The following is a 26,885-nucleotide window of genomic DNA, read 5'->3' on the forward strand; positions in this document are numbered from 1 at the left end:
GATCATAGCGGTCGATGCGGTCCACCCGGGCTCGTCAGGATGGGCGCGCGGTGCGACAGACTCGGGTTCCGAGTTCGTCGGCTTGCATCCTTCTTCTCTGGGTACTATCCTGCTATTTTGCGCTGCCCTGTCTGCGCCTGCCCCCGACACCCGATCCGGATTCCGCGTCAAGACGCCACCACGAAGAGCTGCCCGCTCTGCTTGGTCGCGACATCATGACGCCGGCCGTCCGAGGAGCGTCGAGGGGGGAGGACCCGTACGGCAGGTGGCGCGCACTGCCGATCTGTAAGGCCTCTGGAAGGGACCCTCCTTGGCTGCCTCGCGCACCGCGACCCAGACTCTGTCCTCGGCGAAGACTGCCTCCGGCCGTCTCACCTTCGCCAAAATTCGTGAGCCCCTCGAAATCCCGGATCTGCTCGCGCTGCAGACCGAGAGCTTCGACTGGCTTCTCGGCAACGAGAAGTGGCAGGCCCGCGTGGCCGCCGCCAAGTCGGAGGGCCGTGTCGACGTGCCCGAGCGCTCCGGTCTGGAGGAGATCTTCGAGGAGATCTCGCCGATCGAAGACTTCTCCGGCTCGATGTCGCTGAGCTTCCGCGACCACCGATTCGAGGACGTCAAGTACTCCATCGAGGAGTGCAAGGAGCGCGACATGACGTACGCGGCTCCGCTGTTCGTCACGGCTGAGTTCATGAACGCCGAGACGGGCGAGATCAAGAGCCAGACGGTCTTCATGGGCGACTTCCCGCTCATGACGGACCGCGGCACGTTCGTCATCAACGGCACCGAGCGCGTCGTCGTCTCGCAGCTCGTCCGTTCGCCGGGCGTCTACTTCGAGCGCTCCATCGACAAGACCTCCGACAAGGAGATCTACACGGCGAAGGTCATCCCCAGCCGTGGTGCGTGGCTCGAGTTCGAGATCGACAAGCGCGACATGGTCGGTGTCCGCGTCGACCGCAAGCGCAAGCAGTCCGTGACGGTGCTGCTCAAGGCGCTGGGCTGGACCGAGGCTCAGATCCTCGAGGAGTTCGGCCAGTACGAGTCGATGCGCGCCACCCTGGAGAAGGACCACACGGCCGACCAGGACGCCGCGCTGCTCGAGATCTACCGCAAGCTGCGCCCGGGCGAACCGCCGACGCGTGAGGCTGCCCAGCAGCTGCTCGACAACCTGTACTTCAATGGCAAGCGCTACGATCTCGCGAAGGTCGGCCGCTACAAGGTCAACAAGAAGCTGGGCGTCGACGGCGGGCTCGAAGACTCGACGCTCGGCATCGACGACATCGTCGCCACCATCAAGTACATCGTCGCGCTGCACGCCGGCGAGGAGACGATGAAGGGCACGCGTCACGGCGAAGAGATCGACGTCCGCGTCGAGATCGACGACATCGACCACTTCGGCAACCGCCGCCTGCGCAACGTCGGTGAGCTCATCCAGAACCAGGTTCGCACGGGCCTGTCCCGCATGGAGCGCGTGGTTCGTGAGCGCATGACGACGCAGGACGTCGAGGCCATCACGCCGCAGACCCTGATCAACATCCGCCCCGTGGTGGCGTCGATCAAGGAGTTCTTCGGAACGTCGCAGCTGTCGCAGTTCATGGACCAGAACAACCCGCTCGCCGGTCTGACGCACAAGCGTCGTCTGTCGGCGCTGGGCCCCGGTGGTCTCTCGCGGGACCGCGCAGGCATGGAGGTCCGTGACGTCCACCCGTCGCACTACGGCCGCATGTGCCCGATCGAGACGCCGGAAGGCCCGAACATCGGTCTCATCGGTTCGCTCGCGTCGTTCGGTCGCATCAACCCGTTCGGTTTCGTCGAGACGCCGTACCGCAAGGTCGTCGACGGCCAGGTCACCGACGACGTCGACTACTTGTCGGCGGACGAGGAGGACACGTTCGTCATCGCGCAGGCGAACGCGCCGCTGACGCCGGACAACCACTTCGCCGAGGACCGCGTCATGGCGCGCACCAAGGGCGGAGAGGCGAGCGACGTCGCGATCGAGGACGTCGACTACATGGACGTCTCGGCGCGTCAGATGGTGTCGGCCGCGACCGCACTCATCCCGTTCCTCGAGCACGACGACGCCAACCGCGCCCTCATGGGTGCCAACATGCAGCGTCAGGCGGTGCCGCTCGTTCGTTCGGAGGCTCCGCTCGTCGGTACCGGCATCGAGTACCGTGCGGCACTCGACTCGGGTGACGTCGTGCGAGCCACGAAGGCGGGTGTCGTGCAGGAGGTCTCCGCCGACCTCGTCACGGTCGCCAACGACGACGCGACGTACTCGACGTACCGCATCGCGAAGTTCACGCGCTCGAACCAGGGCACCTGCTACAACCAGCGTGTCGTGGTCAACGAGGGTGAGCGCCTCGAGGAGGGCGCCGTCATCGCTGACGGCCCCGCCACCGACGGCGGCGAGATGTCGCTCGGCAAGAACCTGCTCGTGGCGTTCATGCCGTGGGAGGGCTACAACTACGAGGACGCGATCATCCTGTCGCAGCGCCTCGTGCAGGACGACACGCTCTCCTCGATCCACATCGAGGAGCACGAGATCGACGCCCGCGACACGAAGCTGGGCCCGGAGGAGATCACGCGGGACATCCCGAACGTCTCCGACGAGGTGCTGGCCGACCTCGACGAGCGCGGTATCATCCGCGTCGGCGCCGAGGTTCGTGACGGCGACCTGCTCGTCGGCAAGGTCACGCCCAAGGGTGAGACCGAGCTGACGCCGGAGGAGCGCCTGCTGCGCGCCATCTTCGGTGAGAAGGCCCGCGAGGTCCGCGACACGTCGATGAAGGTTCCGCACGGTGAGACCGGCACGGTCATCGGCGTCAAGGTCTTCGACCGTGACGAGGGCGACGAGTTGCCCCCGGGCGTCAACCAGCTCGTGCGTGTCTACGTGGCGAACAAGCGCAAGATCACCGACGGTGACAAGCTCGCCGGCCGTCACGGCAACAAGGGCGTCATCTCGAAGATCCTGCCGGTCGAGGACATGCCGTTCCTCGAGGACGGCACGCCGGTCGACGTCGTGCTCAACCCGCTCGGTGTTCCCTCGCGAATGAACCCCGGTCAGGTGCTCGAGCTGCACATGGGCTGGGCCGCCTCGCGTGGTTGGAAGATCGAGGGTGACCCGGAGTGGGCGGCCAAGATCCCGGCCGATGCCCGTGAGACTGGCCCGAACACCCGTATTGCGACGCCCGTGTTCGACGGTGCGCGCGAGACGGAGATCCGTGGCCTGCTCGAGTCGACGAACACGACGCGCGACGGCGTGCGCCTCATCGGCGACTCCGGCAAGGCGCAGCTGTTCGACGGCCGCTCGGGTGAGCCGTTCCCGGAGCCGGTCTCCGTCGGGTACATGTACATCCTGAAGCTGCACCACCTCGTCGACGAGAAGATCCACGCGCGTTCGACGGGTCCGTACTCGATGATCACGCAGCAGCCGCTCGGTGGTAAGGCGCAGTTCGGTGGTCAGCGCTTCGGTGAGATGGAGGTGTGGGCCCTCGAGGCCTACGGCGCCGCATACGCCCTGCAGGAGTTGCTGACGATCAAGTCGGACGACGTGACGGGCCGCGTCAAGGTGTACGAGGCCATCGTCAAGGGCGAGAACATCCCCGAGCCGGGCATCCCGGAGTCGTTCAAGGTCCTCATCAAGGAGATGCAGTCGCTCTGCCTCAACGTCGAGGTCCTGAGCAGTGACGGCACCGCCATCGACCTGCGCGACTCGGAGCAGGAAGTGTTCCGGGCCGCGGAGGAGCTGGGCATCGACCTGTCGCGCCGCGAGCCGAGCAGCGTCGAGGAAGTCTGATCACGGCGCCCGACACGCGGTGGGTCGATCGAGATGATCGCCCGGCCCACCGCGTGTCGGATCAGCCGGCGCAGACGTAGGTCCGCGGCTCGAACGAGCCGACCGGACAACCACAACAGCAACGATCAGACTTTTCAGATTTAGGCGAGAGAAGGAATCAGCAACGTGCTGGACGTCAACTTCTTCGACGAGCTTCGCATCGGCCTCGCGACCGCGGACGACATCCGCGAGTGGTCGCACGGCGAGGTCAAGAAGCCCGAAACCATCAACTACCGCACCCTCAAGCCCGAGAAGGACGGACTCTTCTGCGAGAAGATCTTCGGCCCGACGCGCGACTGGGAGTGCTACTGCGGCAAGTACAAGCGCGTCCGTTTCAAGGGCATCATCTGTGAGCGCTGCGGCGTCGAGGTCACGCGCTCGGCGGTTCGTCGCGAGCGCATGGGCCACATCGAGCTCGCCGCGCCGGTCACGCACATCTGGTACTTCAAGGGTGTCCCGAGCCGTCTGGGCTACCTGCTGGACCTCGCGCCGAAGGACCTCGAGAAGGTCATCTACTTCGCGGCCTACATGATCACCTCGGTCGACGAGGAGCAGCGTCACGCCGACCTGCCGTCGCTCGAGAACCAGATCGAGGTCGAGAAGAAGGAACTCGAGAACCGTCGCGACGCGGACATCAACACGCGTTCGACGAAGCTCGAGGCCGACCTCGCCGAGCTCGAGAAGGAGGGCGCCAAGGCTGACGCCCGCCGCAAGGTCCGCGAGTCGGCCGAGCGCGAGATGACGCAGATCCGCAAGCGCGCGGATCAGCAGATCGAGCGCCTCGAGCAGGTCTGGGATCGTTTCAAGAACCTCAAGGTCCAGGACCTCGAGGGCGACGAGATCCTCTACCGCGAGATGCGTGACCGTTTCGGTCTGTACTTCGAGGGCGGCATGGGCGCTGCGGCGCTGCAGAAGCGTCTCGAGAACTTCGACCTCGACGCCGAGGCGGAGCTGCTGCGCGAGATCATCGCGACGGGCAAGGGCCAGAAGAAGACGCGTGCGCTCAAGCGTCTGCGCGTCGTCACGGCCTTCCAGCAGACCGAGAACAAGCCGGCCGGCATGGTTCTCGACTGCGTCCCGGTCATCCCGCCGGACCTGCGCCCGATGGTGCAGCTCGACGGTGGCCGTTTCGCGACGTCCGACCTCAACGACCTGTACCGCCGTGTGATCAACCGCAACAACCGACTCAAGCGTCTGCTCGACCTCGGTGCGCCGGAGATCATCGTCAACAACGAGAAGCGCATGCTTCAGGAGGCCGTCGACGCGCTGTTCGACAACGGCCGTCGTGGTCGACCGGTGACCGGTCCGGGCAACCGCCCGCTCAAGTCGCTGTCCGACATGCTCAAGGGCAAGCAGGGTCGTTTCCGTCAGAACCTGCTCGGCAAGCGAGTCGACTACTCGGGTCGTTCGGTCATCGTCGTCGGTCCGACGCTCAAGCTGCACCAGTGCGGTCTGCCCAAGCAGATGGCGCTCGAGCTGTTCAAGCCGTTCGTCATGAAGCGCCTCGTCGACCTCGAGCACGCGCAGAACATCAAGTCGGCGAAGCGCATGGTCGAGCGTGCCCGCCCGGTCGTGTGGGACGTCCTCGAAGAGGTCATCCGTGAGCACCCCGTGCTGCTCAACCGCGCGCCGACGCTGCACCGTCTGGGCATCCAGGCGTTCGAGCCGCAGCTCGTCGAGGGCAAGGCCGTCCAGATCCACCCGCTCGTCTGCTCGGCGTTCAACGCCGACTTCGACGGTGACCAGATGGCCGTCCACGTGCCGCTCAGCTCCGAGGCGCAGGCCGAGGCCCGCATCCTCATGCTCTCGAGCAACAACATCCTCAAGCCCGCCGACGGTCGTCCCGTGACGATGCCGACGCAGGACATGATCATCGGTCTGTTCCACCTCACCTCCGAGGTGCTCGACGCCGACGAGATGAAGGACGAGGAAATCCGCGCGTTCTCGACCGTCGCCGAGGCCCGCATGGCCTTCGACGCGGGCGAGATCAAGATCGGCACGCCGATCTCGGTGCGTCTTCGCGACTTCGTCCCGACGGCCGGCACGGTGCTGCCCGACGGCGTCGAGGCGGACCAGAACGGCTTCGTCTCCGAGCTGCGGATCCGTACGACCCTGGGTCGCGCGATCTTCAACGGCACGCTGCCGGAGGACTACGAGTACATCAACAAGCCCGTCGACAAGAAGGTCCTCTCGGCCATCGTCAACGACCTTGCGGAGCGTTACTCGAAGGTCCAGGTCGCGGCGTCGCTCGATGCGCTGAAGGAGACCGGTTTCCACTGGGCCACGCGCTCGGGCACGACCGTCGCCATCTCGGACGTCGTCATGCCCTCGAACAAGGACGAGATCCTCGAGAGCTACGACGCCAAGGCCGCGAAGGTGCAGCTGCAGTTCGACCGTGGTCTCATCACGGACGACGAGCGCCGTCAGGAGCTCATCGAGATCTGGACGCAGGCGGCGAACGAGGTCTCCAAGCAGATGGAGAACAACTTCCCGAAGGACAACCCGATCTACCGCATGGTCAACTCGGGTGCCCGTGGTAACTGGTTCCAGCTGCGCCAGCTCGCGGGTATGCGAGGCCTCATGGCCAACCCGAAGGGCGAGATCATCCCGCGTCCGATCAAGGCCAACTTCCGTGAGGGCCTGTCGGTGCTGGAGTTCTTCATCTCGACCCACGGTGCACGAAAGGGTCTGGCCGACACCGCTCTGCGTACGGCCGACTCGGGTTACCTGACGCGTCGTCTCGTCGACGTCTCGCAGGACGTCATCATCCGCGAGGAGGACTGCGGCACGAAGCGCGGTCTCGTCCTGCCGATCGCGCAGCGCAACTCTGACGGCCAGCTGGTCGAGCACGAGGACGTCGAGAGCTCGGTCTACGCCCGCAACGTGGCGCAGACGGTCGAGATCGACGGCGAGACGTTCCTGCAGGCCGGCGACGACCTCGGTGACGTCGCGCTCAGCAAGCTGATCGACGCCGGCATCGAAGAGGTCAAGGTCCGCTCGGTCCTCACCTGTGAGTCGCGCGTCGGGACGTGTGCGAAGTGCTACGGCCGTTCGCTCGCGACCGGCAAGCTCGTCGACATCGGCGAGGCTGTCGGCATCATCGCGGCGCAGTCGATCGGTGAGCCGGGCACGCAGCTGACGATGCGTACCTTCCACACCGGCGGTGCCGCGGGTGACGACATCACGCAGGGTCTGCCCCGAGTCGTCGAGCTCTTCGAGGCTCGCACGCCGAAGGGTGTCGCCCCGATCGCGGAGGCATCCGGAAAGATCGAGATCGAGGAGACCGACAAGGCTCGTCGCATCAACCTCATCCCGGACGACGGCTCGGAGCCGCACGCCTACCCGGTGAGCAAGCGTGCGCGCCTGCTCGTCGAGGACGGCCAGCGCGTCGAGGTCGGCACGCTGCTCGTGCAGGGTGCGATCGACCCGAAGCAGGTGCTGCGCATCCTCGGCCCGCGTGAGGTGCAGAAGCACCTCGTCGACGAGGTCCAGGGCGTGTACCGCCAGCAGGGTGTGTCGATCCACGACAAGCACATCGAGGTCATCGTGCGTCAGATGCTGCGCCGCGTGACGATCATCGAGGCGGGTGACACCGACCTGCTCCCGGGTGAGCTGGCCGACCGCGCGCGCTTCGAGGACGCCTCGCGCAAGGCGATCGCCGAGGGCGGACGTCCGGCGTCGGGTCGTAGCGAGCTCATGGGCATCACGAAGGCTTCGCTAGCCACCGAGTCGTGGCTGTCGGCGGCATCGTTCCAGGAAACGACGCGCGTCCTCACCGAGGCCGCCATGAACGTGAAGAGCGACCCGCTGCTCGGCCTCAAGGAGAACGTCATCCTCGGAAAGCTCATCCCGGCGGGTACCGGCCTCAGCCGTTACCGCAACGTCAAGGTGGAGCCGACGGAGGAGGCGAAGGCCGCGATGTACGCGCTGCCGGACTACCAGCCGTACGACTACCCGGTCTTTGGCCCGGGCTCGGGCGAGGCCGTCCGACTGGACGACGCGACGCTCGGCTTCGACAGCTGATCGACGCAGATCCACGCCGCGAGGGGCATCTCCTGCACAGGCAGGGGGTGCCCCTCGCGGTCTCCTCAGGTTCGTCGGCGTGTCGCGTTGCGGTCGGAACGTGCATGCTCCCGCGATTTGGCCGGGGCCCGGGAGAGTCGGTAAACTACTCGGGTGCATGGCAGGAGTCTGTCCGGACTCCACTCATGATCACACCCTCGCCGGGCAGTCGCCGCGATGGGTCGGGCACGGCGTCTCGAACGTCGTGCATGCGCCCCGCGACGAAAGTGCAGGGGAGGGGTCGCGCCTGTTGCGCCCTTCGGCGCACGATCCGCGACGAGACCAAGGAGCCTGCGATTCATCCTGCAGGCAGAACAGATACGACACGTTCGGAGAACTAGGTTGCCTACGATCAACCAGCTCGTCCGCAAGGGTCGCCAGGACAAGGCCACGAAGGCCTCGACTCCGGCTCTCAAGGGCAGCCCCCAGCGACGCGGTGTGTGCACCCGCGTCTACACCACGACCCCGAAGAAGCCGAACTCGGCTCTGCGCAAGGTCGCCCGTGTGAAGCTCACCTCTGGCATCGAGGTCACGGCTTACATCCCGGGCGTCGGCCACAACCTGCAGGAGCACTCGATCGTGCTCGTGCGTGGTGGCCGTGTGAAGGACCTTCCCGGTGTGCGCTACAAGATCATCCGCGGCGCGCTCGACACCCAGGGTGTCAAGGGCCGCAACCAGGCTCGTAGCCGCTACGGCGCCAAGAAGGAGAAGAAGTAATGCCTCGTAAGGGTCCTGCTCCTAAGCGCCCCCTCGTCGTCGACCCGGTCTACGGTTCGCCGCTCGTCACGCAGCTCGTCAACAAGATCCTGCTCGACGGCAAGAAGTCCATCGCCGAGCGCATCGTGTACGACGCCCTCGAAGGTTGCCGTGAGAAGACGGGTACCGACCCGGTCGTGACGCTGAAGCGCGCTCTCGACAACATCAAGCCGGCCCTCGAGGTCAAGTCCCGCCGCGTCGGTGGTGCGACCTACCAGGTGCCGATCGAGGTCAAGCCGGGCCGCGCGACGACGCTGTCGCTGCGCTGGCTCGTCGGCTACTCGCGTCAGCGTCGCGAGAAGACGATGACCGAGCGTCTGATGAACGAGATCCTGGACGCCAGCAACGGTCTGGGTGCCGCGGTCAAGCGCCGCGAGGATACGCACAAGATGGCCGAGTCGAACAAGGCCTTCGCGCACTACCGCTGGTGATCGCGGTTGGGTCGGCGGCCCGTCCTCTCCGTAGGATGGGTTCGGGCCGCCGTCCCGGCTCGCTCCAGCTACTCACACTGAACTTCGAACGAGAAGAGACACCGTGGCACAGGACGTGCTGACTGACCTCAAGAAGGTCCGCAACATCGGCATCATGGCGCACATCGACGCCGGCAAGACGACGGTGACCGAGCGGATCCTGTTCTACACCGGCGTCAACCACAAGATCGGTGAGACGCACGACGGTGCGTCGACGACCGACTGGATGGAGCAGGAGAAGGAGCGTGGCATCACGATCACGTCCGCTGCTGTGACGTCGTTCTGGAACGGCACCCAGATCAACATCATCGACACGCCGGGCCACGTCGACTTCACCGTCGAGGTCGAGCGTTCCCTGCGCGTGCTCGACGGCGCCGTCGCCGTCTTCGACGGCAAGGAGGGCGTCGAGCCCCAGTCCGAGACGGTCTGGCGTCAGGCGGACAAGTACGACGTTCCGCGCATGTGCTTCGTCAACAAGATGGACAAGATGGGCGCGGACTTCTACTTCACCGTGCAGACCATCAAGGACCGTCTGGGCGCCGAGCCCCTCGTCCTCCAGCTCCCCATCGGTGCGGAGAACGACTTCATCGGTGTCGTCGACCTCGTCGAGATGCGGGCGCTCGTGTGGCCCGGTGACGCCAAGGGTGACGTCACCATGGGCGCCAAGTACGAGATCCAGGAGATCCCGGCCGACCTGCAGGCCAAGGCCGATGAGTACCGCAACGCGCTCGTCGAGCGCGTCGCCGAGTCGGACGACGACCTCATGGAGAAGTACCTCGGTGGCGAGGAGCTCACGACGGCTGAGCTCAAGGCCGGCATCCGCAAGCTCACGGTCAACTCCGAGCTGTACCCGGTCATGTGTGGTTCGGCCTTCAAGAACCGCGGTGTCCAGCCGATGCTCGACGCCGTCGTCGACTACCTGCCGAGCCCGCTCGACGTCCCCCCGATGATCGGCCACAAGCCGGGCGACGAGGAGACCGAGATCACGCGCAAGCCGGCTCTCGACGAGCCGTTCTCGGCCCTGGCGTTCAAGGTCGCCGCGCACCCGTTCTTCGGTTCGCTGACCTTCATCCGCGTCTACTCGGGCAAGATCTCCGCCGGCTCGGCCGTCGTCAACTCGACGAAGGGCAAGAAGGAGCGCGTCGGCAAGCTCTTCCAGATGCACGCCAACAAGGAGAACCCGGTCGAGGAAGCACAGGCCGGTCACATCTACGCGGCGATCGGTCTCAAGGAGACCACCACCGGTGACACGCTGTCCGACGTGAACGAGCAGATCGTTCTCGAGTCGATGACGTTCCCGGAGCCCGTCATCTCCGTGGCCATCGAGCCCAAGACGAAGGGTGACCAGGAGAAGCTCTCCACGGCCATCCAGAAGCTGGCTCAGGAAGACCCGACCTTCCAGGTCGAGCTCGATGAGGAGACCGGTCAGACCATCATCCGAGGCATGGGCGAGCTCCACCTCGACATCCTGGTCGACCGCATGAAGCGCGAGTTCAAGGTCGAGGCAAACGTCGGTGCGCCGCAGGTCGCCTACCGCGAGACGATCCGCAAGGCCGTCCCGAAGTACGACTACACGCACAAGAAGCAGACCGGTGGTTCGGGCCAGTTCGCGAAGGTCCAGATCACCTTCGAGCCCCTGGACACGGCCGAGGGCGAGCTCTACGAGTTCGAGAACGCCGTCGTCGGTGGTCGCGTGCCGCGCGAGTACATCCCGTCGGTCGACAACGGCATCCAGGATGCGATGCAGCAGGGTGTCCTCGCGGGCTACCCGCTGGTCGGCATCAAGGCGATCCTCGTCGACGGTGCCTACCACGACGTCGACTCCTCGGAGATGGCGTTCAAGATTGCCGGTTCCATGGCGCTCAAGGAGGCCGTCCGCAAGGCCGACCCCGTGCTCCTCGAGCCGATGATGGCTGTCGAGGTCCGTACGCCCGAGGAGTACATGGGTGACGTGATCGGTGACATCAACTCCCGCCGTGGCCAGATCCAGGCCATGGAGGACGTCAGTGGCGCCAAGGTCGTTCGCGGCCTGGTTCCGTTGTCGGAGATGTTCGGGTACGTTGGCGACCTCCGTTCCAAGACGCAGGGTCGTGCCAACTACACGATGCAGTTCGACTCGTACAGCGAGGTTCCCCGGAGCGTCGCGGACGAGATCATCAAGAAGATCCGGGGCGAGTGAACGGGTTCATCCCCGTCGATTGACCCGTACACCACCTGTAACCAACAGACGCGTCCCGGCGCCTTCACCCGAAGGCGACACAGCGTTTGACCAACACAAGTCCTGAGGAGGACCCAAGTGGCGAAGGCAAAGTTCGAGCGGAACAAGCCGCACGTCAACATCGGCACCATTGGTCACATCGACCACGGCAAGACGACGCTGACGGCAGCAATCTCCAAGGTTCTGCACGACAAGTACCCCGAGCTCAACCCCTTCACGCCGTTCGACGAGATCGACAAGGCGCCCGAGGAGAAGCAGCGCGGCATCACCATCTCGATCGCGCACATCGAGTACCAGACGGAGCAGCGTCACTACGCTCACGTCGACTGCCCCGGTCACGCTGACTACGTGAAGAACATGATCACGGGTGCGGCGCAGATGGACGGCGCCATCCTCGTCGTCGCCGCGACCGACGGTCCGATGCCGCAGACGAAGGAGCACGTCCTCCTGGCTCGCCAGGTCGGCGTTCCCTACATCGTCGTCGCGCTGAACAAGGCTGACATGGTCGACGACGAAGAGATCATGGAGCTCGTCGAGATGGAGGTCCGCGAACTGCTGTCCTCCTACGACTTCCCGGGTGACGACCTGCCCGTCGTCCAGGTCTCGGCGCTCAAGGCGCTCGAGGGCGACGCCGAGTGGGGCGACAAGCTCATGAACCTCATGAACGCTGTCGACGAGTCGATCCCGGAGCCGGAGCGCGACATCGACAAGCCTTTCCTCATGCCCGTCGAGGACGTCTTCACGATCACCGGTCGTGGCACCGTCGTCACCGGTCGCATCGAGCGCGGTGTCCTGAACGTCAACGAGGACGTCGAGATCGTCGGTATCCACGAGGGTCCGGCTGCCAAGACGACCGTCACGGGCATCGAGATGTTCCGCAAGCTGCTCGACGAGGGTCGCGCGGGTGAGAACGTCGGTCTGCTCCTTCGCGGCATCAAGCGCGAGGACGTCGAGCGTGGCCAGGTCGTCGTGAAGCCGGGTTCGATCACCCCGCACACGGACTTCGAGGCTCAGGTCTACATCCTGTCGAAGGACGAAGGTGGCCGTCACACGCCGTTCTACGACAACTACCGTCCGCAGTTCTACTTCCGTACGACGGACGTCACGGGTGTCGTGCACCTGCCCGAGGGCACCGAGATGGTCATGCCCGGCGACAACACCGACATGACGGTGGAGCTCATCCAGCCCATCGCCATGGAGGAAGGCCTCAAGTTCGCCATCCGTGAGGGTGGTCGTACGGTCGGCGCCGGTCGCGTCACCAAGATCATCAAGTGATCTCGCTCCCGTGAGGGAGTGACATCATCGAAGAAGGGCCCGAGCACCGTGAGGTGCTCGGGCCCTCCTGCGTTCCCGATGGTGCGCTGCGACGGGTGTCAAGCACCACTGCCGCTCTGGCCGACGAAGCACTGCGTGGGGTGCCAGTGGCTTGGGGCGGCGCCGAGATCGAGGGTGAAGGTACCGCTCTTCGCGCCACCGTCGTCGGCCATGCCGTTGCCGACGACGACACGTCCGCTCGCGCGCTCGTAGCACACCGCGCTGAAGCCATAGACCTGCGACTCGGGGCCGGCCGCATATTTGCCGGTGATGCGGGGTCGAAAACCTTCGTACCCGTCCGGAATGACCTTGACATCGGAAACCGCGATGTCGTCTGCGTGCGGGTTGGGCTCCACCTTGGTGATGCGCATGCGCACCTTGACGCTGCCGGCGGGCGCCTTGCTCAGGCCGTTGTCGACCTTGGTCATCTGGCGGCCCTTGCCCACGTTGATGGAGCTCTCAGCCGTCGCGAGCACCTTGTTGTCGCCGTCCAGCATCTCGTACTGGATCGTGGCGACGCCGGGGCCGGTGCCATCGATCTTCCAGACGCTGTACAGCTTCGCGTACTGGGAACTCGGTTCGGATTTGTATCCGCCCGCCATGACGACGCTCGCGTTCGTCATCACGGAGCCCGCGGGCGGCGTCACCTTCTCGGGTGCCTTGGGACGGGCGCCGGTGGGGCCGGCGGCCGCAGCGTCACTGCCGGCGGAGGCGGACGGCGGTGCCGAAGAGGGTGAAGTCTCGGCGGCACTCGACGACGACGATGTGGGGGAGGACTCCGTTGCCGTGGACGCAGACGACGTCGGGGACGAGGCCGAGCCCTTGGTGGTCGCGGCCTGCTCGTCCTGACATGCCGTGAGGGACAGCGCGGCGGCGAACGTCAGGGCCGCTGCTGCCATGCGGGGGGTCTTCATCGTGCTCTCCTCTGCCTCGGGTCCGTTCGTGGTCTCGAACGCGTTCATGGCTGTGACGGCACCGGCGACCGAGCGGTTCCGTGGCCCTCATGAGCGGGCCGTTCGACGAAGCCCGCGATGTGGACCACCAGAGCGCGCCGGCCCCGTGGGGGACGCGCCCGCCGTGAAAGGATGATGACAAGACCGACCGCAGCACCTAGGAGACATCGTGTCACTCGCCGACCTCACCCGCGCCGAGCGTGATGAGCTGTTGAAGCGCGTCCAGGCCGACTACGAACAGTTACGTGCGCGCGGGCTGAGTCTCGATCTCACGCGCGGCAAGCCGTCGTCAGCGCAGCTCGACCTGTCGAACGCGCTACTGTCGTTGCCCGAGGGGACGAAGGACGAGTCAGGGGTCGACGTCCGCAACTACGGGGGGTTGCCCGGTCTCGTGGAGATCCGAAGCATCTTCGCCGACCTGCTCGGGGTCGACGTCGATCAGATCGTTGCGGGCAACAACTCGAGCCTGACGATGATGCACGACGTTCTCGTCTATCACCTGCTGCGAGGCGGCCTCGGCTCGCCGCGCCCGTGGTCACAGGAGGGAAGCGTCAAGTTCCTCGCACCCGTGCCCGGGTACGACCGCCACTTCGGGCTGCTCGAGAGCCTCGGCATCGAGATGATCAACGTGCCGATGCGTGAGGACGGGCCCGACGCGGACGAGTGCGCCCACCTCGTCGCGCACGACCCGAGCATCAAGGGCATGTGGATCGTGCCGACATACGCCAACCCCACCGGCGCGATCTGCTCGCAGGAGGTCGCGGCGAAGCTGGCGGCGATGCCGGCCGCCGCGCCTGATTTCCGCATTTTTTGGGACAACGCGTACGCCGTGCACCATCTCAGCATGAACGAGGCGAAGTCGGCCGACATCGTGAGCCTGGCCCAGGCGTCGGGCCATCCCGATCGCCCGATCATGTTCGCCTCCACGTCGAAGATCACCTTCGCCGGTGCCGGCGTCGCGTTCCTGGCCGGCTCGCGCGAGACGGTCGGCTGGTACTTGGCGAACCTCGGGCACGGCTCCATCGGCCCGGACAAGGTGAACCAGTTGGCCCACGCGCAGTTCTTCGGCGACGCAGAGGGGGTGCGCGAGCACATGCGCAAGCACGCCGCCATCATGGCGCCCAAGTTCGCTGCCGTCGACGCAGCCCTCAGCGAGCGGCTGGGTGAGTACGGGGTCGCACGCTGGAACAAGCCGGAGGGCGGCTACTTCGTCAACCTCGACGTCGTGCCCGGCACCGCGAGCCGCGTCGTCGAACTCGCCAAGGAGGCGGGCATCGCCCTGACACCGGCAGGCGCCTCGTTCCCGTACGGCAAGGACCCGTTGGACGAGAACATCCGGCTCGCGCCCAGCCTGCCGCCCCTGGCCGAGGTCGAGGAGGCCATGGCGGGCGTGGCCCTGTGCGTCCTCATCGCGGCGCTCGAGCACGCGCGGGATTGAGACGCCGCGACCGCCGCACTATGCCCTCGCCATCAGCGCCCCCGACGCCCCGATTTGGAGGCGGCGGGGGCGATCTGGCACTATGGACAAGTTGCTTGACGCGTGGTGAAGGTCCGTACCTGCACTGCCGCCTCTGAAACGCACTTGTTCGCACTTCCCTCACGAAGTGCACACGTTCTCATGGAACGGCGTGCGTCCAGGGAAGCGCAAGCACCGGCTGAAAAGCCTCCAGATCTTCCTGCCGGAAGATCGCGCCCGGAGGGCGCGCGACACGCCCGAGCGCGTGGGTGGGGGAGCCGGACACGAACATGATCGGCGAGAAGAGAGACTCACGCGAATGGCGGGACAGAAGATCCGCATCCGACTGAAGTCGTATGACCACGAGGTCATCGACAGCTCGGCGCGCAAGATTGTCGACACGGTGACCCGTGCAGGCGCAACGGTCGTTGGACCGGTGCCGCTGCCGACGGAGAAGAACGTCTTCTGCGTCATCCGGTCGCCGCACAAGTACAAGGACAGCCGCGAGCACTTCGAGATGCGTACGCACAAGCGCCTCATCGACATCGTTGACCCGACGCCGAAGGCGGTGGACTCGCTCATGCGACTCGACCTCCCGGCCGACGTCAACATCGAGATCAAGCTGTAAGCGAGGGTTTGACTCATGACTGCAACCACTGAGCGCCCCGTGAAGGGCCTCCTCGGCGAGAAGCTCGGCATGACCCAGGTCTGGGACGCCGACAACCGCCTCATCCCCGTCACCGTCGTCGCCGTCGGCCCGTGCGTCGTCACGCAGTTGCGCAGCGAAGGCGTCGACGGCTACAACGCGGTTCAGATCGGCTACGGCCAGATCGACCCGCGCAAGGTCACGAAGCCGCTGACCGGCCACTTCGAGAAGGCCGGCGTCACGCCGCGCCGCCACCTGGCCGAACTGCGCACCTCCGACGCCGGCGAGTACTCGCTCGGCCAGGAGCTGACGGCAGAGGCTTTCGAGGCCGGCCAGAAGGTCGACGTCGTCGGCCGCACCAAGGGCAAGGGTTTCGCCGGTGTCATGAAGCGTCACGGCTTCGCCGGTGTCTCGGCCTCGCACGGTGCGCACCGCAACCACCGCAAGCCGGGTTCGATCGGTGGCTGCGCCACCCCGGGTCGAGTCTTCAAGGGCATGCGCATGGCCGGTCGCATGGGTGGCGTTCGCCAGACGACCCAGAACCTCCAGATCCACGCCGTGGACGCTGAGAAGGGCCTGCTGCTCATCAAGGGTGCCGTTCCCGGCCCCGCGGGCGCTGTCGTTCTCGTGCGCACGGCCATCAAGGGAGCCTGAGCATGACTACCGTTGACATCCTGAGCCCCGAGGGCAAGACGTCCGGTTCTGTCGAACTGCCGGCCGACATCTTCGATGTCGCCACCAACGTCCCGCTGATCCACCAGGTCGTGGTGGCGCAGCTGGCCGCAGCTCGTCAGGGCACGCACAAGACCAAGACCCGCGGCGAGGTCCGTGGTGGTGGGCGCAAGCCGTACCGCCAGAAGGGCACCGGTCGCGCCCGTCAGGGTTCGACCCGCGCGCCGCAGTTCGCGGGCGGTGGCACCGTCCACGGCCCGCAGCCGCGCGACTACAGCCAGCGCACGCCCAAGAAGATGAAGGCCGCCGCCCTGCGCGGAGCCCTCTCGGACCGCGCCCGTTTCGAGCGCATCCACGTTCTCGAGTCCGTCGTCGCCGGTGAGGCGCCGTCGACGAAGGCTGCCGCGAAGTTCCTGGGCACGCTCTCGGACCGCAAGAACCTCCTCGTCGTCATCGACCGCATGGACTCGGTCTCCGAGCTCAGCGTTCGCAACCTGCCGAACGTCCACGTGCTCTGGAGCGACCAGCTCAACACGTACGACGTGCTGTGCGCCGACGACATCGCGTTCACGAAGGCTGCGTTCGACGCATTCGTCGCCGGCGGCCAGAAGTCGGAGGACACCAAGTGAGCACCCTGAACAAGGACCCCCGCGACGTCATCATCCAGCCCGTCGTCTCGGAGAAGTCCTACGCACTCCTCGACGAGGGCAAGTACACGTTCATCGTGGACCCGCGTGCGAACAAGACGGAGATCAAGATCGCCATCGAGCAGATCTTCGACGTCAAGGTCGCATCGGTGCACACGCTGAACCGCAAGGGCAAGACGCGCCGTACGCGTTTCGGCATGGGCAAGCGCAAGGACACCAAGCGCGCCATCGTCTCGCTCACGGAAGGCAACATCGACATCTTCGGTCAGGCCTCCTGACCCTCGATGACGATCGCCGAATCAATCCAAGACTGAGGACGACTTAGACCCATGGCTATTCGCAAGTACAAGCCCACGACCCCCGGTCGTCGTGGCTCGAGTGTGGCCGACTTCGTCGAGATCACTCGCTCCACGCCCGAGAAGTCGCTGGTGCGCCCCCTGACCAAGACCGGTGGCCGCAACGCCTCCGGCCGTATCACGACCCGTCACATCGGTGGTGGCCACAAGCGCGCCTACCGTGTGATCGACTTCCGCCGCGCGGACAAGGACGGCATCCCGGCCAAGGTCGCTCACATCGAGTACGACCCCAACCGCACCGCCCGCATCGCGCTGCTGCACTACGCCGACGGCGAGAAGCGCTACATCATCGCGCCGAACAAGCTGAAGCAGGGCGACCGCATCGAGAACGGTCCCGAGGCCGACATCAAGCCCGGCAACAACCTGCCGATGCGTAACATCCCCGTCGGTACCGTCATCCACTGTGTCGAGCTGCGCCCCGGTGGCGGCGCGAAGATCGCCCGTTCCGCGGGTGTTCGCGTACAGCTCGTCGCGAAGGACGGCCCCTACGCCCAGCTGCGCATGCCCTCCGGTGAGATCCGCAACGTCGACGTCCGCTGCCGCGCGACGATCGGTGAGGTGGGCAACGCCGAGCAGAGCAACATCAACTGGGGCAAGGCCGGCCGCATGCGCTGGAAGGGCAAGCGCCCGACCGTCCGTGGTGTCGCGATGAACCCGGTGGACCACCCGCACGGTGGTGGTGAGGGCAAGACCTCCGGTGGTCGTAACCCGGTGAGCCCGTGGGGCCAGAAGGAAGGCCGCACCCGCCGCCCGAACAAGGACAGCGACAAGCTCATCGTGCGTCGCCGTCGTACTGGCAAGAAGCGCTGATAGGAGCCTTTCGAAATGCCTCGTAGCCTCAAGAAGGGCCCCTTCGTCGACGAGCACCTCGCGAAGAAGGTCGATGCCCAGAACGAAGCCGGCACGCAGAGCGTCATCAAGACGTGGTCGCGCCGCTCGATGATCACCCCGGACATGCTCGGCCACACCCTGGCCGTCCACGACGGTCGCAAGCACGTTCCGGTCTTCGTGACCGAGAGCATGGTCGGCCACAAGTTGGGTGAGTTCGCTCCCACTCGTACCTTCAAGGGTCACGACAAGGACGACAAGAAGGGTCGCCGTCGCTGACGCGGCGGGGTAACCCAACATGACGAACGAAAGTAAAGGGACAGCGATGGAAGCCAAGGCGCAGGCGCGGCACGTCCGCGTGACGCCGATGAAGGCCCGCCGCGTCGTGGACATGATCCGTGGCAAGCAGGCCGCTGACGCGATCGCTCTGCTGCAGTTTGCTCCGCAGACTGCCAGCGAGCCCGTTCTCAAGACGCTCAACAGCGCCATTGCGAACGCGCGTTTCACGGCGGACAAGAACTCCGCACCCTTCGACGAGAACGCACTGGTCGTCACGACCGCGTTCGTCGACGAAGGTCCGACCATGAAGCGATTCCGCCCGCGTGCCCAGGGCCGCGCGAGCCGCATCCTCAAGCGCACGAGCCACATCACCATCGTTGTGGGCGAGCGCGACTCGAAGGGAGGTAACCGCTGATGGGTCAGAAGATCAACCCGAACGGTTTCCGCCTCGGCATCACGACCGAGCACAAGAGCCGCTGGTTCGCCGACTCGACGAAGCCGGGCCAGCGCTACAGCGACTACGTCAAGGAAGACGTCGCGATCCGCAAGCTCCTGTCCGAGGGCATGGAGCGCGCCGGTATCGCACGCGTCGACATCGAGCGCACGCGTGACCGTGTTCGCGTCGACATCCACACGGCGCGTCCGGGCATCGTCATCGGCCGCCGCGGCGCCGAGGCCGACCGCCTCCGCTCGCGCCTGGAGAAGCTCACGGGCAAGCAGGTTCAGCTGAACATCCTCGAGGTCAAGAACCCCGAGGCCGACGCTCAGCTCGTCGCGCAGGGCATCGCCGAGCAGCTCTCGGCGCGCGTGTCCTTCCGTCGTGCGATGCGCAAGGGCATCATGTCCGCGCAGCGCGCCGGCGCCAAGGGCATCCGTGTCCAGTGCTCCGGTCGTCTCGGCGGCGCCGAGATGTCGCGCTCGGAGTTCTACCGCGAAGGTCGTGTGCCGCTGCACACGCTGCGCGCCAACATCGACTACGGCTTCTACGAGGCGCGTACGACGTTCGGCCGCATCGGTGTCAAGGTCTGGATCTACAAGGGCGACCTGACGGCCAAGGAGCTCGCTCGTGAGCAGGCCGCCGCCCCGCAGCGTCCGGCCCGTGGCCGCCGCAACGACGGCCCGCGCGGCGACCGTGGTGAGCGCGGGCGCGGTCGTGGCCAGCGCGCCGAGCAGACCGCTGTCACCAGCGAGACGACGACCGAGGTCACCGAGCCCGCCAAGACTGAGGGAGGCGAAGCCTGATGCTCATTCCCCGTCGAGTGAAGCACCGCAAGCAGCACCACCCGAAGCGCAGCGGCACCGCCAAGGGCGGCACGCAGGTCACGTTCGGTGACTACGGCATCCAGGCTCTCGAGCCGGCTTACGTCACGAACCGTCAGATCGAGTCCGCTCGTATCGCGATGACCCGCTACATGAAGCGTGGCGGAAAGGTGTGGATCAACATCTACCCGGACCGTCCGCTGACGAAGAAGCCCGCCGAGACCCGCATGGGTTCCGGTAAGGGTTCGCCGGAGTGGTGGGTCGCCAACGTCAAGCCGGGCCGCGTCATGTTCGAGGTCAACGGTGTGTCCGAAGAGGTTGCGCGCGAGGCCATGCGTCTCGCGATGCACAAGCTGCCGATGAAGTGCCGCTTCGTCGCGCGTGAAGGTGGTGACATCTGATGGCCAAGGGTTCGGAAGACCTGCAGCCGAAGGCACTGCGCGAGATGACGGACGAGGTGCTGACGCAGAAGCTCGCAGAGGCGAAGAAGGAACTCTTCAACCTGCGCTTCCAGTCGGCCACCGGCCAGCTCGAGAGCTCGGCCCGTCTGCGTTCCGTTCGCACGGACATCGCGCGCATCTACACGGAGATGCGTGAGCGCGAGCTCAACATCGGCCGTGATGAGAAGGTTGGCTGACCATGACTGACAAGCAGGAGACCGCTGTGACCGAGCAGGCAGAGCGCAACTACCGCAAGACGCGTCAGGGTTACGTCGTCAGCGACAAGATGGACAAGACCGTCGTCGTCGAGGTCGAGGACCGCGTCAAGCATGCCCTGTACGGCAAGGTCATGCGCCGCAGCAGCAAGGTGAAGGCCCACGACGAGAACAACAGCGCCGGCATCGGCGACCGCGTTCTCATCATGGAGACCCGCCCGCTCTCGGCAACGAAGCGTTGGCGCGTCGTCGAGATCCTCGAGCGCGCCAAGTAAGCCGCGAGGCACGCGCGTAGCCGGGAAGTCCACGCCCGTCATCGGTGGGGCGGCGATCTCGTCGTCGCCCCACCGGCGCGGGGGACTCTCCCGGTTTTCGCGTGCGCCGATCGGTGTGAGACCATTAAACGTTCCGCAAGGCTCGCTCAGATCGGGCGAGAACCAGTGAGACGACAGGAGTAGAAACTGTGATTCAGCAGGAGTCGCGACTTCGTGTCGCCGACAACACCGGTGCCAAGGAGATCCTGTGCATCCGCGTGCTCGGCGGTTCTGGCCGCCGGTACGCCGGCATCGGTGACACCATCGTGGCCACCGTCAAGGACGCCATCCCCGGTGGCAATGTCAAGAAGGGTGACGTCGTCAAGGCCGTCATCGTTCGCACCAAGAAGGAGCGCCGTCGTGCAGACGGCTCCTACATCCGCTTCGACGAGAACGCGGCAGTCATCCTCAAGGGTGACGGCGACCCGCGTGGTACGCGCATCTTCGGCCCCGTCGGCCGTGAACTGCGCGACAAGAAGTTCATGAAGATCATTTCGCTTGCCCCGGAGGTGCTCTGAACCATGGTGGCCAAGATGAAGATCAAGAAGAACGACCTCGTCCAGGTCATCAGCGGCCGTTCCGAGAAGAACGGCGGCGACAAGGGCAAGCAGGGCAAGGTCATCGCCGTGTTCCCGGAGACGCAGCGCGTCCTCGTCGAGGGCATCAACCGCGTCACGAAGCACGTCAAGGCCGGTCAGCCCGGTGCCGGCACCGGCGGCCTCACGGTCGTCGAGGCGCCGATCCACGTCTCGAACGTGGCCCTCGTCGACCCGGAGACGAACAAGCCCACCCGTGTGCGCACCCGCGTCGAGCAGGTCGAGCGCGACGGCAAGACCAAGACCGTGCGTACCCGCGTGTCCGTGCGTTCCGGTAAGGACCTGTGATGTCTGAGACCACGAAGACCACCCCGCGTCTGAAGACGCGCTACCAGGACGAGATCAAGGGCCAGCTGCAGGGCGAGTTCAACTTCGCCAACGCGATGCAGGTTCCGGGTGTCGTCAAGGTCGTCGTCAACATGGGTGTCGGCGACGCCGCGAAGGACAGCAAGCTGATTGAGGGCGCCATCCGCGACCTCGAGGCCATCACCGGCCAGAAGCCGGCTGTCACCAAGGCACGCAAGTCGATCGCCCAGTTCAAGCTGCGTGAGGGCATGCCGATCGGCGCGCACGTCACGCTGCGCGGCGACCGCATGTGGGAGTTCCTCGACCGCCTCGTTTCGGTTGCGCTGCCGCGTATCCGCGACTTCCGCGGCCTGTCGCCGAAGCAGTTCGACGGCAACGGCAACTACACGTTCGGTCTGAACGAGCAGTCGATGTTCCACGAGATCGACCAGGACAAGATCGACCGCGTCCGCGGCATGGACATCACCGTCGTGACAACCGCCGCGAACGACGACGAAGGCCGCGCCCTGCTGCGCGCCCTCGGATTCCCGTTCAAGGAGAAGTGACGATGGCGAAGACCGCACTGATCAACAAGGCGAACGCCAAGCCGAAGTTCAAGGTTCGTGGCTACACGCGCTGCCAGCGCTGCGGCCGCCCGCACTCGGTCTACCGCAAGTTCGGCCTGTGCCGCATCTGCTTGCGCGAGATGGCACACGCCGGCGAACTGCCGGGCGTGACCAAGTCCAGCTGGTAAGAACCCACCACTTTCATTAGTTCGTTCTACACCGTAGGTCGACCCAACACACGCGGGTTGAAACCCCGGTGAGGAAGGGCGGAGAAGCCCAATGACCATGACCGACCCGATCGCGGACATGTTGACGCGAGTCCGGAACGCCAACTCGGCGCACCACGACTCGACGTCCATGCCGTTCTCGAAGCTGAAGTCCCACATCGCTGAGATTCTCGAACGCGAGGGTTACATCGCCGGCTGGACCGTCGAAGAAGCCCGCGTCGGCCAGACGCTCACGATCAACCTGAAGTACGGCCCGAACCGTGAGCGCTCCATCGCCGGAGTGCGCCGCGTCTCGAAGCCCGGCCTTCGCGTCTACGCCAAGTCCACCAACCTCCCCAAGGTTCTCGGTGGCCTCGGCATTGCCATTCTTTCCACGTCCTCCGGTCTGCTCACCGACAAGCAGGCGGCGGCCAAGGGTGTTGGCGGGGAAGTCCTCGCCTACGTCTGGTAATCAGGAATTAGGAGGAGAAACAGATGTCACGTATTGGACGTCTCCCGGTTCCTGTCCCGTCCGGTGTCGAGGTGACCATCGACGGCCAGGACGTCACGGTTAAGGGCCCCAAGGGCAGCCTTGACCTGACGGTTCCCGCGCCGATCACCGTCGCCAAGGGCGAGGACGGATCCGTCGAGGTGACGCGACCCAACGACGAGCGCGACGCTCGCGCCCGTCACGGACTGACGCGGAGCCTGATCAACAACATGGTCGTCGGTGTCACCGACGGCTACACCAAGAAGCTCGAGATCCACGGCACGGGTTACCGCGTCACGGCGAAGGGCAGCGACCTCGAGTTCGCGCTCGGCTACTCGCACCCGATCCTCGTGAAGGCCCCCGAGGGCATCACGTTCGTCGTCGAGAACCCGACCCGCTTCTCGGTCTCCGGTATCGACAAGCAGCTCGTCGGTGAGGTCTCGGCCAACATCCGCAAGCTGCGCAAGCCCGACCCGTACAAGGCGAAGGGTGTCCGCTACGAAGGCGAGCACATCCGCCGCAAGGTCGGAAAGGCTGGTAAGTAAGCCATGGCAAAGATCGTCAAGCGTTCGACGAGCAAGTCCGCAGCTCGCGGCCGTCGTCACCTGCGCCTGCGCAAGAAGGTCACGGGGACCGCGGTTCGCCCGCGCCTGGTCGTCTCGCGTTCCAGCCGTCACGTCTTCGTCCAGGTCGTCGACGACACGGTCGGCAAGACCGTCGCGTCCGCGTCCACCATGGAAGCCGACCTGCGCACGTTCGAGGGTAACAAGTCCGCCAAGGCCCGCAAGGTCGGCGAACTCGTGGCCGAGCGTGCGAAGGCCCAGGGCATCGAGGCAGTCGTGTTCGACCGTGGCGGCAACCGCTACGCCGGCCGCGTCGCCGCGATCGCCGACGGCGCCCGCGAAGGTGGCCTGAGCCTGTGATGACCAACCAGAACAACGCCGAGAAGAGGAATGTCTGATGGCTGGACCCCAGCGTCGAGGCGCCGGTACCGCCCAGACGGGCGGCGAGCGCGACAACAACCAGCGTGACAACCGCCGCGATGGCGGTCGTCGTGACGGCGGCCGCGGCCGCGGTCGCGAGGAAGAGCGCAACCAGTACGTCGAGAACGTCGTCACCATCAACCGTGTCGCCAAGGTCGTCAAGGGTGGTCGTCGCTTCAGCTTCACCGCCCTCGTCGTCGTCGGTGACGGTGACGGCACCGTCGGTGTCGGCTACGGCAAGGCCAAGGAAGTTCCCGCGGCCATCGCCAAGGGTGTCGAGGAGGCGAAGAAGAACTTCTTCCGCGTCCCCCGCATCCAGGGCACGATCCCGCACCCCGTTCAGGGTGAGGCTGCGGCGGGCGTCGTCCTGCTGAAGCCGGCATCGCCCGGTACCGGTGTCATCGCCGGTGGTCCGGTGCGCGCCGTCCTCGAGTGCGCGGGCATCCACGACGTGCTGTCGAAGTCCCTGGGCTCCGACAACTCGATCAACATCGTCCACGCGACGGTCGCGGCCCTCCAGGGTCTCGAGCGTCCGGAGGCCGTGGCCGCTCGCCGTGGCCTGCCGATCGACGACGTCGTCCCCGCTGCGATGCAGCACGCGATGGCCGAGAAGGCAGGTGCGTGATGGCTCAGCTCAAGGTGACCCAGATCCGTTCCGAGATCGGTGGCAAGCCGCAGCACCGTGAGACCCTGCGTTCGCTGGGCCTCAAGCGCATCGGCCACACGGTCGTCAAGGAGGACCGCCCCGAGTTTCGGGGCATGGTCCGCGCGGTCGCGCACCTCGTGACCGTCGAGGAGGTTGACTGAAAATGCCTGACACCAAGGCCAACGGGTCGGCCCTGAAGATCCACAACCTGCGTCCCGCCCCGGGTGCCAAGACCGCGAAGACCCGTGTGGGTCGCGGTGAGGGCTCCAAGGGCAAGACCGCGGGTCGTGGTACCAAGGGTACGAAGGCTCGCTACCAGGTTCCCGCTCGCTTCGAGGGTGGTCAGACGCCGCTGCACATGCGTCTGCCCAAGCTCCGCGGCTTCAAGAACCCGTTCAAGGTCGAGTACCAGGTCGTGAACCTGGACAAGATCTCCACCTTGTTCCCCGAGGGCGGCGACGTCGACGTCGCGGCGCTCGTGGAGAAGGGTGCCGTCCGCAAGGGCCAGCCCGTCAAGGTGCTCGGCACTGGCGACATCACCGTCAAGGTGAACGTCACGGCGCAGAAATTCTCGGCCACGGCCAAGGACAAGATCGAGGCCGCAGGCGGTTCCGTCACCGCTGAGTGACGCGTCTGAGACAGGACCCCGCCGGGGTGCCACGATGTGGTGCTCCCGGCGGGGTTCTTTCGTCGTCGGGACGCGGGGGAGGGTATCGTCTATTCGTTGACGGTGGTCGCCCGCGTCGGGTGCGACGCCGTCGTCGGGGCCACCCGGCAAGCCCTTTACGTATTCAGCCGTGACGCGTCACGGCTCAGGAGGTTTTTGTGCTGACCAGTTTTGGACGCGCCTTCCGGACGCCCGAACTGCGCAACAAGATCCTGTTCACGCTGGCCATCATGGCGTTGTTCCGGCTCGGTTCGCACATTCCGACGCCGGGGATCAGTTTCGATCTCGTGGCCAAGTGTCAGGCCGCGGCCGGTGGTTCGAACAGCCTCCTCGGGCTCGCGAACCTGTTCTCAGGTGGCGCGCTGCTCCAGCTGTCGATCTTCGCGCTCGGCATCATGCCCTACATCACCGCGTCGATCATCATTCAGTTGTTGACGGTCGTCATCCCGCGTTTCGAGACCCTCAAGAAGGAGGGCCAGAGCGGGCAGGCGAAGATGACGCAGTACACCCGCTATCTCGCGATCGCGCTAGCGCTCCTGCAGAGTTCGACGCTCATCACCGCCGCTCGTAGCCCGTGGACGATTCTCGGTGGTAGCCCGACCACGTGTTCGACGATCATGACGGACGACTCGATCCTGACCGTCCTGCTCATGATTCTGACCCTGACGGCCGGCACCGGCCTCATCATGTGGCTCGGTGAGCAGGTGACGGAACGGGGTATCGGCAACGGTATGTCGCTGCTCATCCTGACCGCCGTTGCCGCTCGCGTGCCCCAGAGTCTGTGGGCGATCCACAACCAGGGCTGGGGGCGTTTCATCGCCGTGGTCATCATGTGCTTGGCCGTGACGACGGCCGTCGTTTTCGTGGAGAACAGCCAGCGACGCATCCCCGTCCAATACGCGAAGCGCATGGTCGGACGTCGTTCTTACGGCGGGACGACGACGTACATCCCGCTGAAGGTCAACATGGCGAACGTCATCCCGATCATCTTCGCGACGTCGTTGCTCTCCCTGCCCGTCATGGTTTCGCAGTTCGCGGCGAACAAGACGAATCCGCCCGGGTGGGCGCAGTGGATCAACACCTACCTGGCGCGCGGCGACCACCCCGTCTACATGGCGATCTACACGGTCCTGATCCTGTTCTTCACGTTCTTCTACGTGTCGATCACCTACCAGCCCGACGAGGTGGCGGACAACCTCAAGCAGGCCGGCAGCTTCATTCCGGGCGTTCGCGCCGGCTCCGCGACGGCCAAGTACCTCAACTACGTCCTGACGCGCATCACCACCGTCGGCGCGATCTACATCGCGTTCCTCGCGCTGCTACCCCTGATCGCGCTGGCGCTCTTCGACGCGAACCAGAACGTTCCGTTCGGTGGCGCGTCCATCCTCATCCTCGTCGGCGTGGGTCTGGAGACCGTCAAGCAGGTCGACTCCAAGCTGCAACAGCACAACTACGAAGGGTTCTTGCGGTAATGCGACTCATCATTCTCGGACCCCCCGGGGCAGGCAAGGGAACGCAGGCGGAGCGTCTGGCCGAAAGCCGGGGCATCCCGCACATCTCGACCGGCGATATCTTCCGCGCCAACATCAAGAACGAGACCGAGCTCGGCCTCAAGGTCAAGGACATCCTGGCCTCCGGTGGGTACGTCACGGACGAGATCACGAACGAGATCGTCAAGAACCGCCTCGACGAGAAGGACGCCGCGAACGGCTTCCTGCTCGACGG

31 protein-coding genes are annotated in these 26,885 nt (G+C 65.6%); 30 read left to right on the forward strand and 1 reads right to left on the reverse strand.

Features of this window, described 5'->3' with window-relative positions; translation table 11 throughout:
• Window positions 1-310 precede the first annotated feature (310 nt).
• From rpoB to tuf, 6 genes are all read left to right on the forward strand, one after another.
• Window positions 311-3,796 (forward strand): DNA-directed RNA polymerase subunit beta, encoded by a 3,486-nt coding sequence (gene rpoB, locus B2284_RS06195; RefSeq protein ID WP_006946069.1) that lies wholly within the window; start codon window positions 311-313, stop codon window positions 3,794-3,796.
• 165 nt (window positions 3,797-3,961) lie between these two features.
• The gene (locus B2284_RS06200; RefSeq protein WP_074045777.1) at window positions 3,962-7,858 is read left to right on the forward strand and encodes a DNA-directed RNA polymerase subunit beta'; all 3,897 of its coding nucleotides are present in this window, start codon (window positions 3,962-3,964) and stop codon (window positions 7,856-7,858) included.
• Window positions 7,859-8,239: 381 nt separating this feature from the next.
• Entirely contained in the window at window positions 8,240-8,614 is a 375-nt protein-coding gene (gene rpsL, locus B2284_RS06205) for a 30S ribosomal protein S12 (protein WP_006946105.1), read from the forward strand.
• Window positions 8,614-9,084 (forward strand): 30S ribosomal protein S7, encoded by a 471-nt coding sequence (gene rpsG / locus B2284_RS06210; protein WP_006946238.1) that lies wholly within the window; start codon window positions 8,614-8,616, stop codon window positions 9,082-9,084. The genes rpsL and rpsG overlap by 1 nt, the downstream gene beginning before the upstream one ends.
• Window positions 9,085-9,187: 103 nt before the next feature.
• The gene (fusA, locus tag B2284_RS06215) at window positions 9,188-11,302 is read left to right on the forward strand and encodes an elongation factor G (protein WP_006946174.1); all 2,115 of its coding nucleotides are present in this window, start codon (window positions 9,188-9,190) and stop codon (window positions 11,300-11,302) included.
• A gap of 117 nt (window positions 11,303-11,419) precedes the next feature.
• A complete protein-coding gene (gene tuf / locus B2284_RS06220) occupies window positions 11,420-12,616 on the forward strand; it encodes an elongation factor Tu (protein ID WP_006946303.1) in 1,197 nt (398 codons plus the stop codon).
• 98 nt (window positions 12,617-12,714) lie between these two features.
• On the opposite strand, the gene B2284_RS06225 is transcribed toward tuf, so the two are convergent.
• On the reverse strand, window positions 12,715-13,569 hold the full coding sequence (locus B2284_RS06225; RefSeq protein ID WP_131940629.1) for a hypothetical protein: 855 nt from the start codon (window positions 13,567-13,569) through the stop codon (window positions 12,715-12,717).
• 208 nt (window positions 13,570-13,777) lie between these two features.
• On the opposite strand from B2284_RS06225, the gene B2284_RS06230 reads away from it, so the two are divergent.
• The 24 genes from B2284_RS06230 to B2284_RS06345 all read left to right on the forward strand — a co-directional run.
• Window positions 13,778-15,046 (forward strand): aspartate aminotransferase type Ic, encoded by a 1,269-nt coding sequence (locus B2284_RS06230; protein WP_062258617.1) that lies wholly within the window; start codon window positions 13,778-13,780, stop codon window positions 15,044-15,046.
• Window positions 15,047-15,383: 337 nt separating this feature from the next.
• Window positions 15,384-15,692, forward strand: a complete 309-nt coding sequence (rpsJ, locus tag B2284_RS06235; protein WP_006946210.1) for a 30S ribosomal protein S10 — start codon at window positions 15,384-15,386, stop codon at window positions 15,690-15,692.
• A 15-nt stretch (window positions 15,693-15,707) separates the two neighbouring features.
• Window positions 15,708-16,364, forward strand: coding sequence for a 50S ribosomal protein L3 (rplC, locus tag B2284_RS06240; RefSeq protein WP_038567101.1), 657 nt, complete (start codon window positions 15,708-15,710; stop codon window positions 16,362-16,364).
• A 2-nt stretch (window positions 16,365-16,366) separates the two neighbouring features.
• Entirely contained in the window at window positions 16,367-17,011 is a 645-nt protein-coding gene (rplD, locus tag B2284_RS06245; RefSeq protein WP_006946139.1) for a 50S ribosomal protein L4, read from the forward strand.
• Window positions 17,008-17,307 carry a 50S ribosomal protein L23 gene (gene rplW, locus B2284_RS06250; RefSeq protein ID WP_006946188.1) on the forward strand — a complete coding sequence of 100 codons (300 nt, stop codon included), beginning with the start codon at window positions 17,008-17,010 and terminating at the stop codon, window positions 17,305-17,307. The genes rplD and rplW overlap by 4 nt, the downstream gene beginning before the upstream one ends.
• A gap of 51 nt (window positions 17,308-17,358) precedes the next feature.
• Window positions 17,359-18,195, forward strand: a complete 837-nt coding sequence (rplB, locus tag B2284_RS06255) for a 50S ribosomal protein L2 (protein ID WP_006946059.1) — start codon at window positions 17,359-17,361, stop codon at window positions 18,193-18,195.
• A 15-nt stretch (window positions 18,196-18,210) separates the two neighbouring features.
• Window positions 18,211-18,492, forward strand: coding sequence for a 30S ribosomal protein S19 (gene rpsS, locus B2284_RS06260; RefSeq protein ID WP_115296517.1), 282 nt, complete (start codon window positions 18,211-18,213; stop codon window positions 18,490-18,492).
• A gap of 46 nt (window positions 18,493-18,538) precedes the next feature.
• On the forward strand, window positions 18,539-18,907 hold the full coding sequence (gene rplV, locus B2284_RS06265) for a 50S ribosomal protein L22 (RefSeq protein WP_006946292.1): 369 nt from the start codon (window positions 18,539-18,541) through the stop codon (window positions 18,905-18,907).
• Window positions 18,907-19,734, forward strand: a complete 828-nt coding sequence (gene rpsC / locus B2284_RS06270; RefSeq protein ID WP_006946142.1) for a 30S ribosomal protein S3 — start codon at window positions 18,907-18,909, stop codon at window positions 19,732-19,734. Before rplV ends, rpsC begins: the two co-directional genes overlap by 1 nt.
• Complete coding sequence (gene rplP, locus B2284_RS06275; protein WP_006946267.1) at window positions 19,734-20,153, forward strand: 50S ribosomal protein L16; 420 nt, start codon at window positions 19,734-19,736, stop codon at window positions 20,151-20,153. Before rpsC ends, rplP begins: the two co-directional genes overlap by 1 nt.
• On the forward strand, window positions 20,153-20,389 hold the full coding sequence (rpmC, locus tag B2284_RS06280; RefSeq protein ID WP_006946167.1) for a 50S ribosomal protein L29: 237 nt from the start codon (window positions 20,153-20,155) through the stop codon (window positions 20,387-20,389). The genes rplP and rpmC overlap by 1 nt, the downstream gene beginning before the upstream one ends.
• Before the next feature lie 2 nt (window positions 20,390-20,391).
• Window positions 20,392-20,682 (forward strand): 30S ribosomal protein S17, encoded by a 291-nt coding sequence (rpsQ, locus tag B2284_RS06285; RefSeq protein ID WP_038567110.1) that lies wholly within the window; start codon window positions 20,392-20,394, stop codon window positions 20,680-20,682.
• 188 nt (window positions 20,683-20,870) lie between these two features.
• Window positions 20,871-21,239 (forward strand): 50S ribosomal protein L14, encoded by a 369-nt coding sequence (gene rplN, locus B2284_RS06290; RefSeq protein WP_006946197.1) that lies wholly within the window; start codon window positions 20,871-20,873, stop codon window positions 21,237-21,239.
• A gap of 3 nt (window positions 21,240-21,242) precedes the next feature.
• Entirely contained in the window at window positions 21,243-21,605 is a 363-nt protein-coding gene (rplX, locus tag B2284_RS06295; RefSeq protein ID WP_006946282.1) for a 50S ribosomal protein L24, read from the forward strand.
• Window positions 21,605-22,168, forward strand: coding sequence for a 50S ribosomal protein L5 (rplE, locus tag B2284_RS06300; protein WP_006946222.1), 564 nt, complete (start codon window positions 21,605-21,607; stop codon window positions 22,166-22,168). Before rplX ends, rplE begins: the two co-directional genes overlap by 1 nt.
• A gap of 2 nt (window positions 22,169-22,170) precedes the next feature.
• The gene (locus B2284_RS06305) at window positions 22,171-22,356 is read left to right on the forward strand and encodes a type Z 30S ribosomal protein S14 (RefSeq protein ID WP_006946078.1); all 186 of its coding nucleotides are present in this window, start codon (window positions 22,171-22,173) and stop codon (window positions 22,354-22,356) included.
• Between the two features lie 91 nt (window positions 22,357-22,447).
• Complete coding sequence (gene rpsH / locus B2284_RS06310; protein ID WP_006946236.1) at window positions 22,448-22,846, forward strand: 30S ribosomal protein S8; 399 nt, start codon at window positions 22,448-22,450, stop codon at window positions 22,844-22,846.
• Between the two features lie 23 nt (window positions 22,847-22,869).
• Entirely contained in the window at window positions 22,870-23,409 is a 540-nt protein-coding gene (gene rplF, locus B2284_RS06315) for a 50S ribosomal protein L6 (RefSeq protein ID WP_006946061.1), read from the forward strand.
• A 3-nt stretch (window positions 23,410-23,412) separates the two neighbouring features.
• A complete protein-coding gene (gene rplR / locus B2284_RS06320) occupies window positions 23,413-23,787 on the forward strand; it encodes a 50S ribosomal protein L18 (protein WP_136788542.1) in 375 nt (124 codons plus the stop codon).
• A gap of 37 nt (window positions 23,788-23,824) precedes the next feature.
• The gene (gene rpsE / locus B2284_RS06325) at window positions 23,825-24,472 is read left to right on the forward strand and encodes a 30S ribosomal protein S5 (RefSeq protein WP_062258619.1); all 648 of its coding nucleotides are present in this window, start codon (window positions 23,825-23,827) and stop codon (window positions 24,470-24,472) included.
• The gene (rpmD, locus tag B2284_RS06330; protein WP_038567114.1) at window positions 24,472-24,654 is read left to right on the forward strand and encodes a 50S ribosomal protein L30; all 183 of its coding nucleotides are present in this window, start codon (window positions 24,472-24,474) and stop codon (window positions 24,652-24,654) included. Before rpsE ends, rpmD begins: the two co-directional genes overlap by 1 nt.
• Window positions 24,655-24,656: 2 nt before the next feature.
• Entirely contained in the window at window positions 24,657-25,121 is a 465-nt protein-coding gene (rplO, locus tag B2284_RS06335) for a 50S ribosomal protein L15 (RefSeq protein ID WP_006946289.1), read from the forward strand.
• Between the two features lie 197 nt (window positions 25,122-25,318).
• Window positions 25,319-26,632 (forward strand): preprotein translocase subunit SecY, encoded by a 1,314-nt coding sequence (gene secY / locus B2284_RS06340; protein ID WP_136788541.1) that lies wholly within the window; start codon window positions 25,319-25,321, stop codon window positions 26,630-26,632.
• Window positions 26,632-26,885: nucleoside monophosphate kinase (locus B2284_RS06345; protein WP_286697304.1), on the forward strand; the 254-nt coding region annotated here is incomplete at its 3' end. The genes secY and B2284_RS06345, both read left to right, overlap by 1 nt.

This window comes from Dermacoccus sp. UBA1591, from assembly GCF_002322065.1.
Taxonomy (GTDB): domain Bacteria; phylum Actinomycetota; class Actinomycetes; order Actinomycetales; family Dermatophilaceae; genus Dermacoccus; species Dermacoccus nishinomiyaensis.

Bases quoted from the DNA above. Each gene is read 5' to 3' on its own strand.
- rpsG (WP_006946238.1), top strand. From the start codon at position 8,614: ATGCCTCGTAAGGGTCCTGCTCCTAAGCGCCCCCTCGTCGTCGACCCG.
- B2284_RS06225 (WP_131940629.1), bottom strand. From the start codon at position 13,569: ATGAAGACCCCCCGCATGGCAGCAGCGGCCCTGACGTTCGCCGCCGCG.
- rpsJ (WP_006946210.1), top strand. From the start codon at position 15,384: ATGGCGGGACAGAAGATCCGCATCCGACTGAAGTCGTATGACCACGAG.
- rplC (WP_038567101.1), top strand. From the start codon at position 15,708: ATGACTGCAACCACTGAGCGCCCCGTGAAGGGCCTCCTCGGCGAGAAG.
- rplD (WP_006946139.1), top strand. From the start codon at position 16,367: ATGACTACCGTTGACATCCTGAGCCCCGAGGGCAAGACGTCCGGTTCT.
- rplB (WP_006946059.1), top strand. From the start codon at position 17,359: ATGGCTATTCGCAAGTACAAGCCCACGACCCCCGGTCGTCGTGGCTCG.
- rpsS (WP_115296517.1), top strand. From the start codon at position 18,211: ATGCCTCGTAGCCTCAAGAAGGGCCCCTTCGTCGACGAGCACCTCGCG.
- rplV (WP_006946292.1), top strand. From the start codon at position 18,539: ATGGAAGCCAAGGCGCAGGCGCGGCACGTCCGCGTGACGCCGATGAAG.
- rpsC (WP_006946142.1), top strand. From the start codon at position 18,907: ATGGGTCAGAAGATCAACCCGAACGGTTTCCGCCTCGGCATCACGACC.
- rplP (WP_006946267.1), top strand. From the start codon at position 19,734: ATGCTCATTCCCCGTCGAGTGAAGCACCGCAAGCAGCACCACCCGAAG.
- rpmC (WP_006946167.1), top strand. From the start codon at position 20,153: ATGGCCAAGGGTTCGGAAGACCTGCAGCCGAAGGCACTGCGCGAGATG.
- rpsQ (WP_038567110.1), top strand. From the start codon at position 20,392: ATGACTGACAAGCAGGAGACCGCTGTGACCGAGCAGGCAGAGCGCAAC.
- rplX (WP_006946282.1), top strand. From the start codon at position 21,243: ATGGTGGCCAAGATGAAGATCAAGAAGAACGACCTCGTCCAGGTCATC.
- rplE (WP_006946222.1), top strand. From the start codon at position 21,605: ATGTCTGAGACCACGAAGACCACCCCGCGTCTGAAGACGCGCTACCAG.
- B2284_RS06305 (WP_006946078.1), top strand. From the start codon at position 22,171: ATGGCGAAGACCGCACTGATCAACAAGGCGAACGCCAAGCCGAAGTTC.
- rpsH (WP_006946236.1), top strand. From the start codon at position 22,448: ATGACCATGACCGACCCGATCGCGGACATGTTGACGCGAGTCCGGAAC.
- rplF (WP_006946061.1), top strand. From the start codon at position 22,870: ATGTCACGTATTGGACGTCTCCCGGTTCCTGTCCCGTCCGGTGTCGAG.
- rplR (WP_136788542.1), top strand. From the start codon at position 23,413: ATGGCAAAGATCGTCAAGCGTTCGACGAGCAAGTCCGCAGCTCGCGGC.
- rpsE (WP_062258619.1), top strand. From the start codon at position 23,825: ATGGCTGGACCCCAGCGTCGAGGCGCCGGTACCGCCCAGACGGGCGGC.
- rpmD (WP_038567114.1), top strand. From the start codon at position 24,472: ATGGCTCAGCTCAAGGTGACCCAGATCCGTTCCGAGATCGGTGGCAAG.
- rplO (WP_006946289.1), top strand. From the start codon at position 24,657: ATGCCTGACACCAAGGCCAACGGGTCGGCCCTGAAGATCCACAACCTG.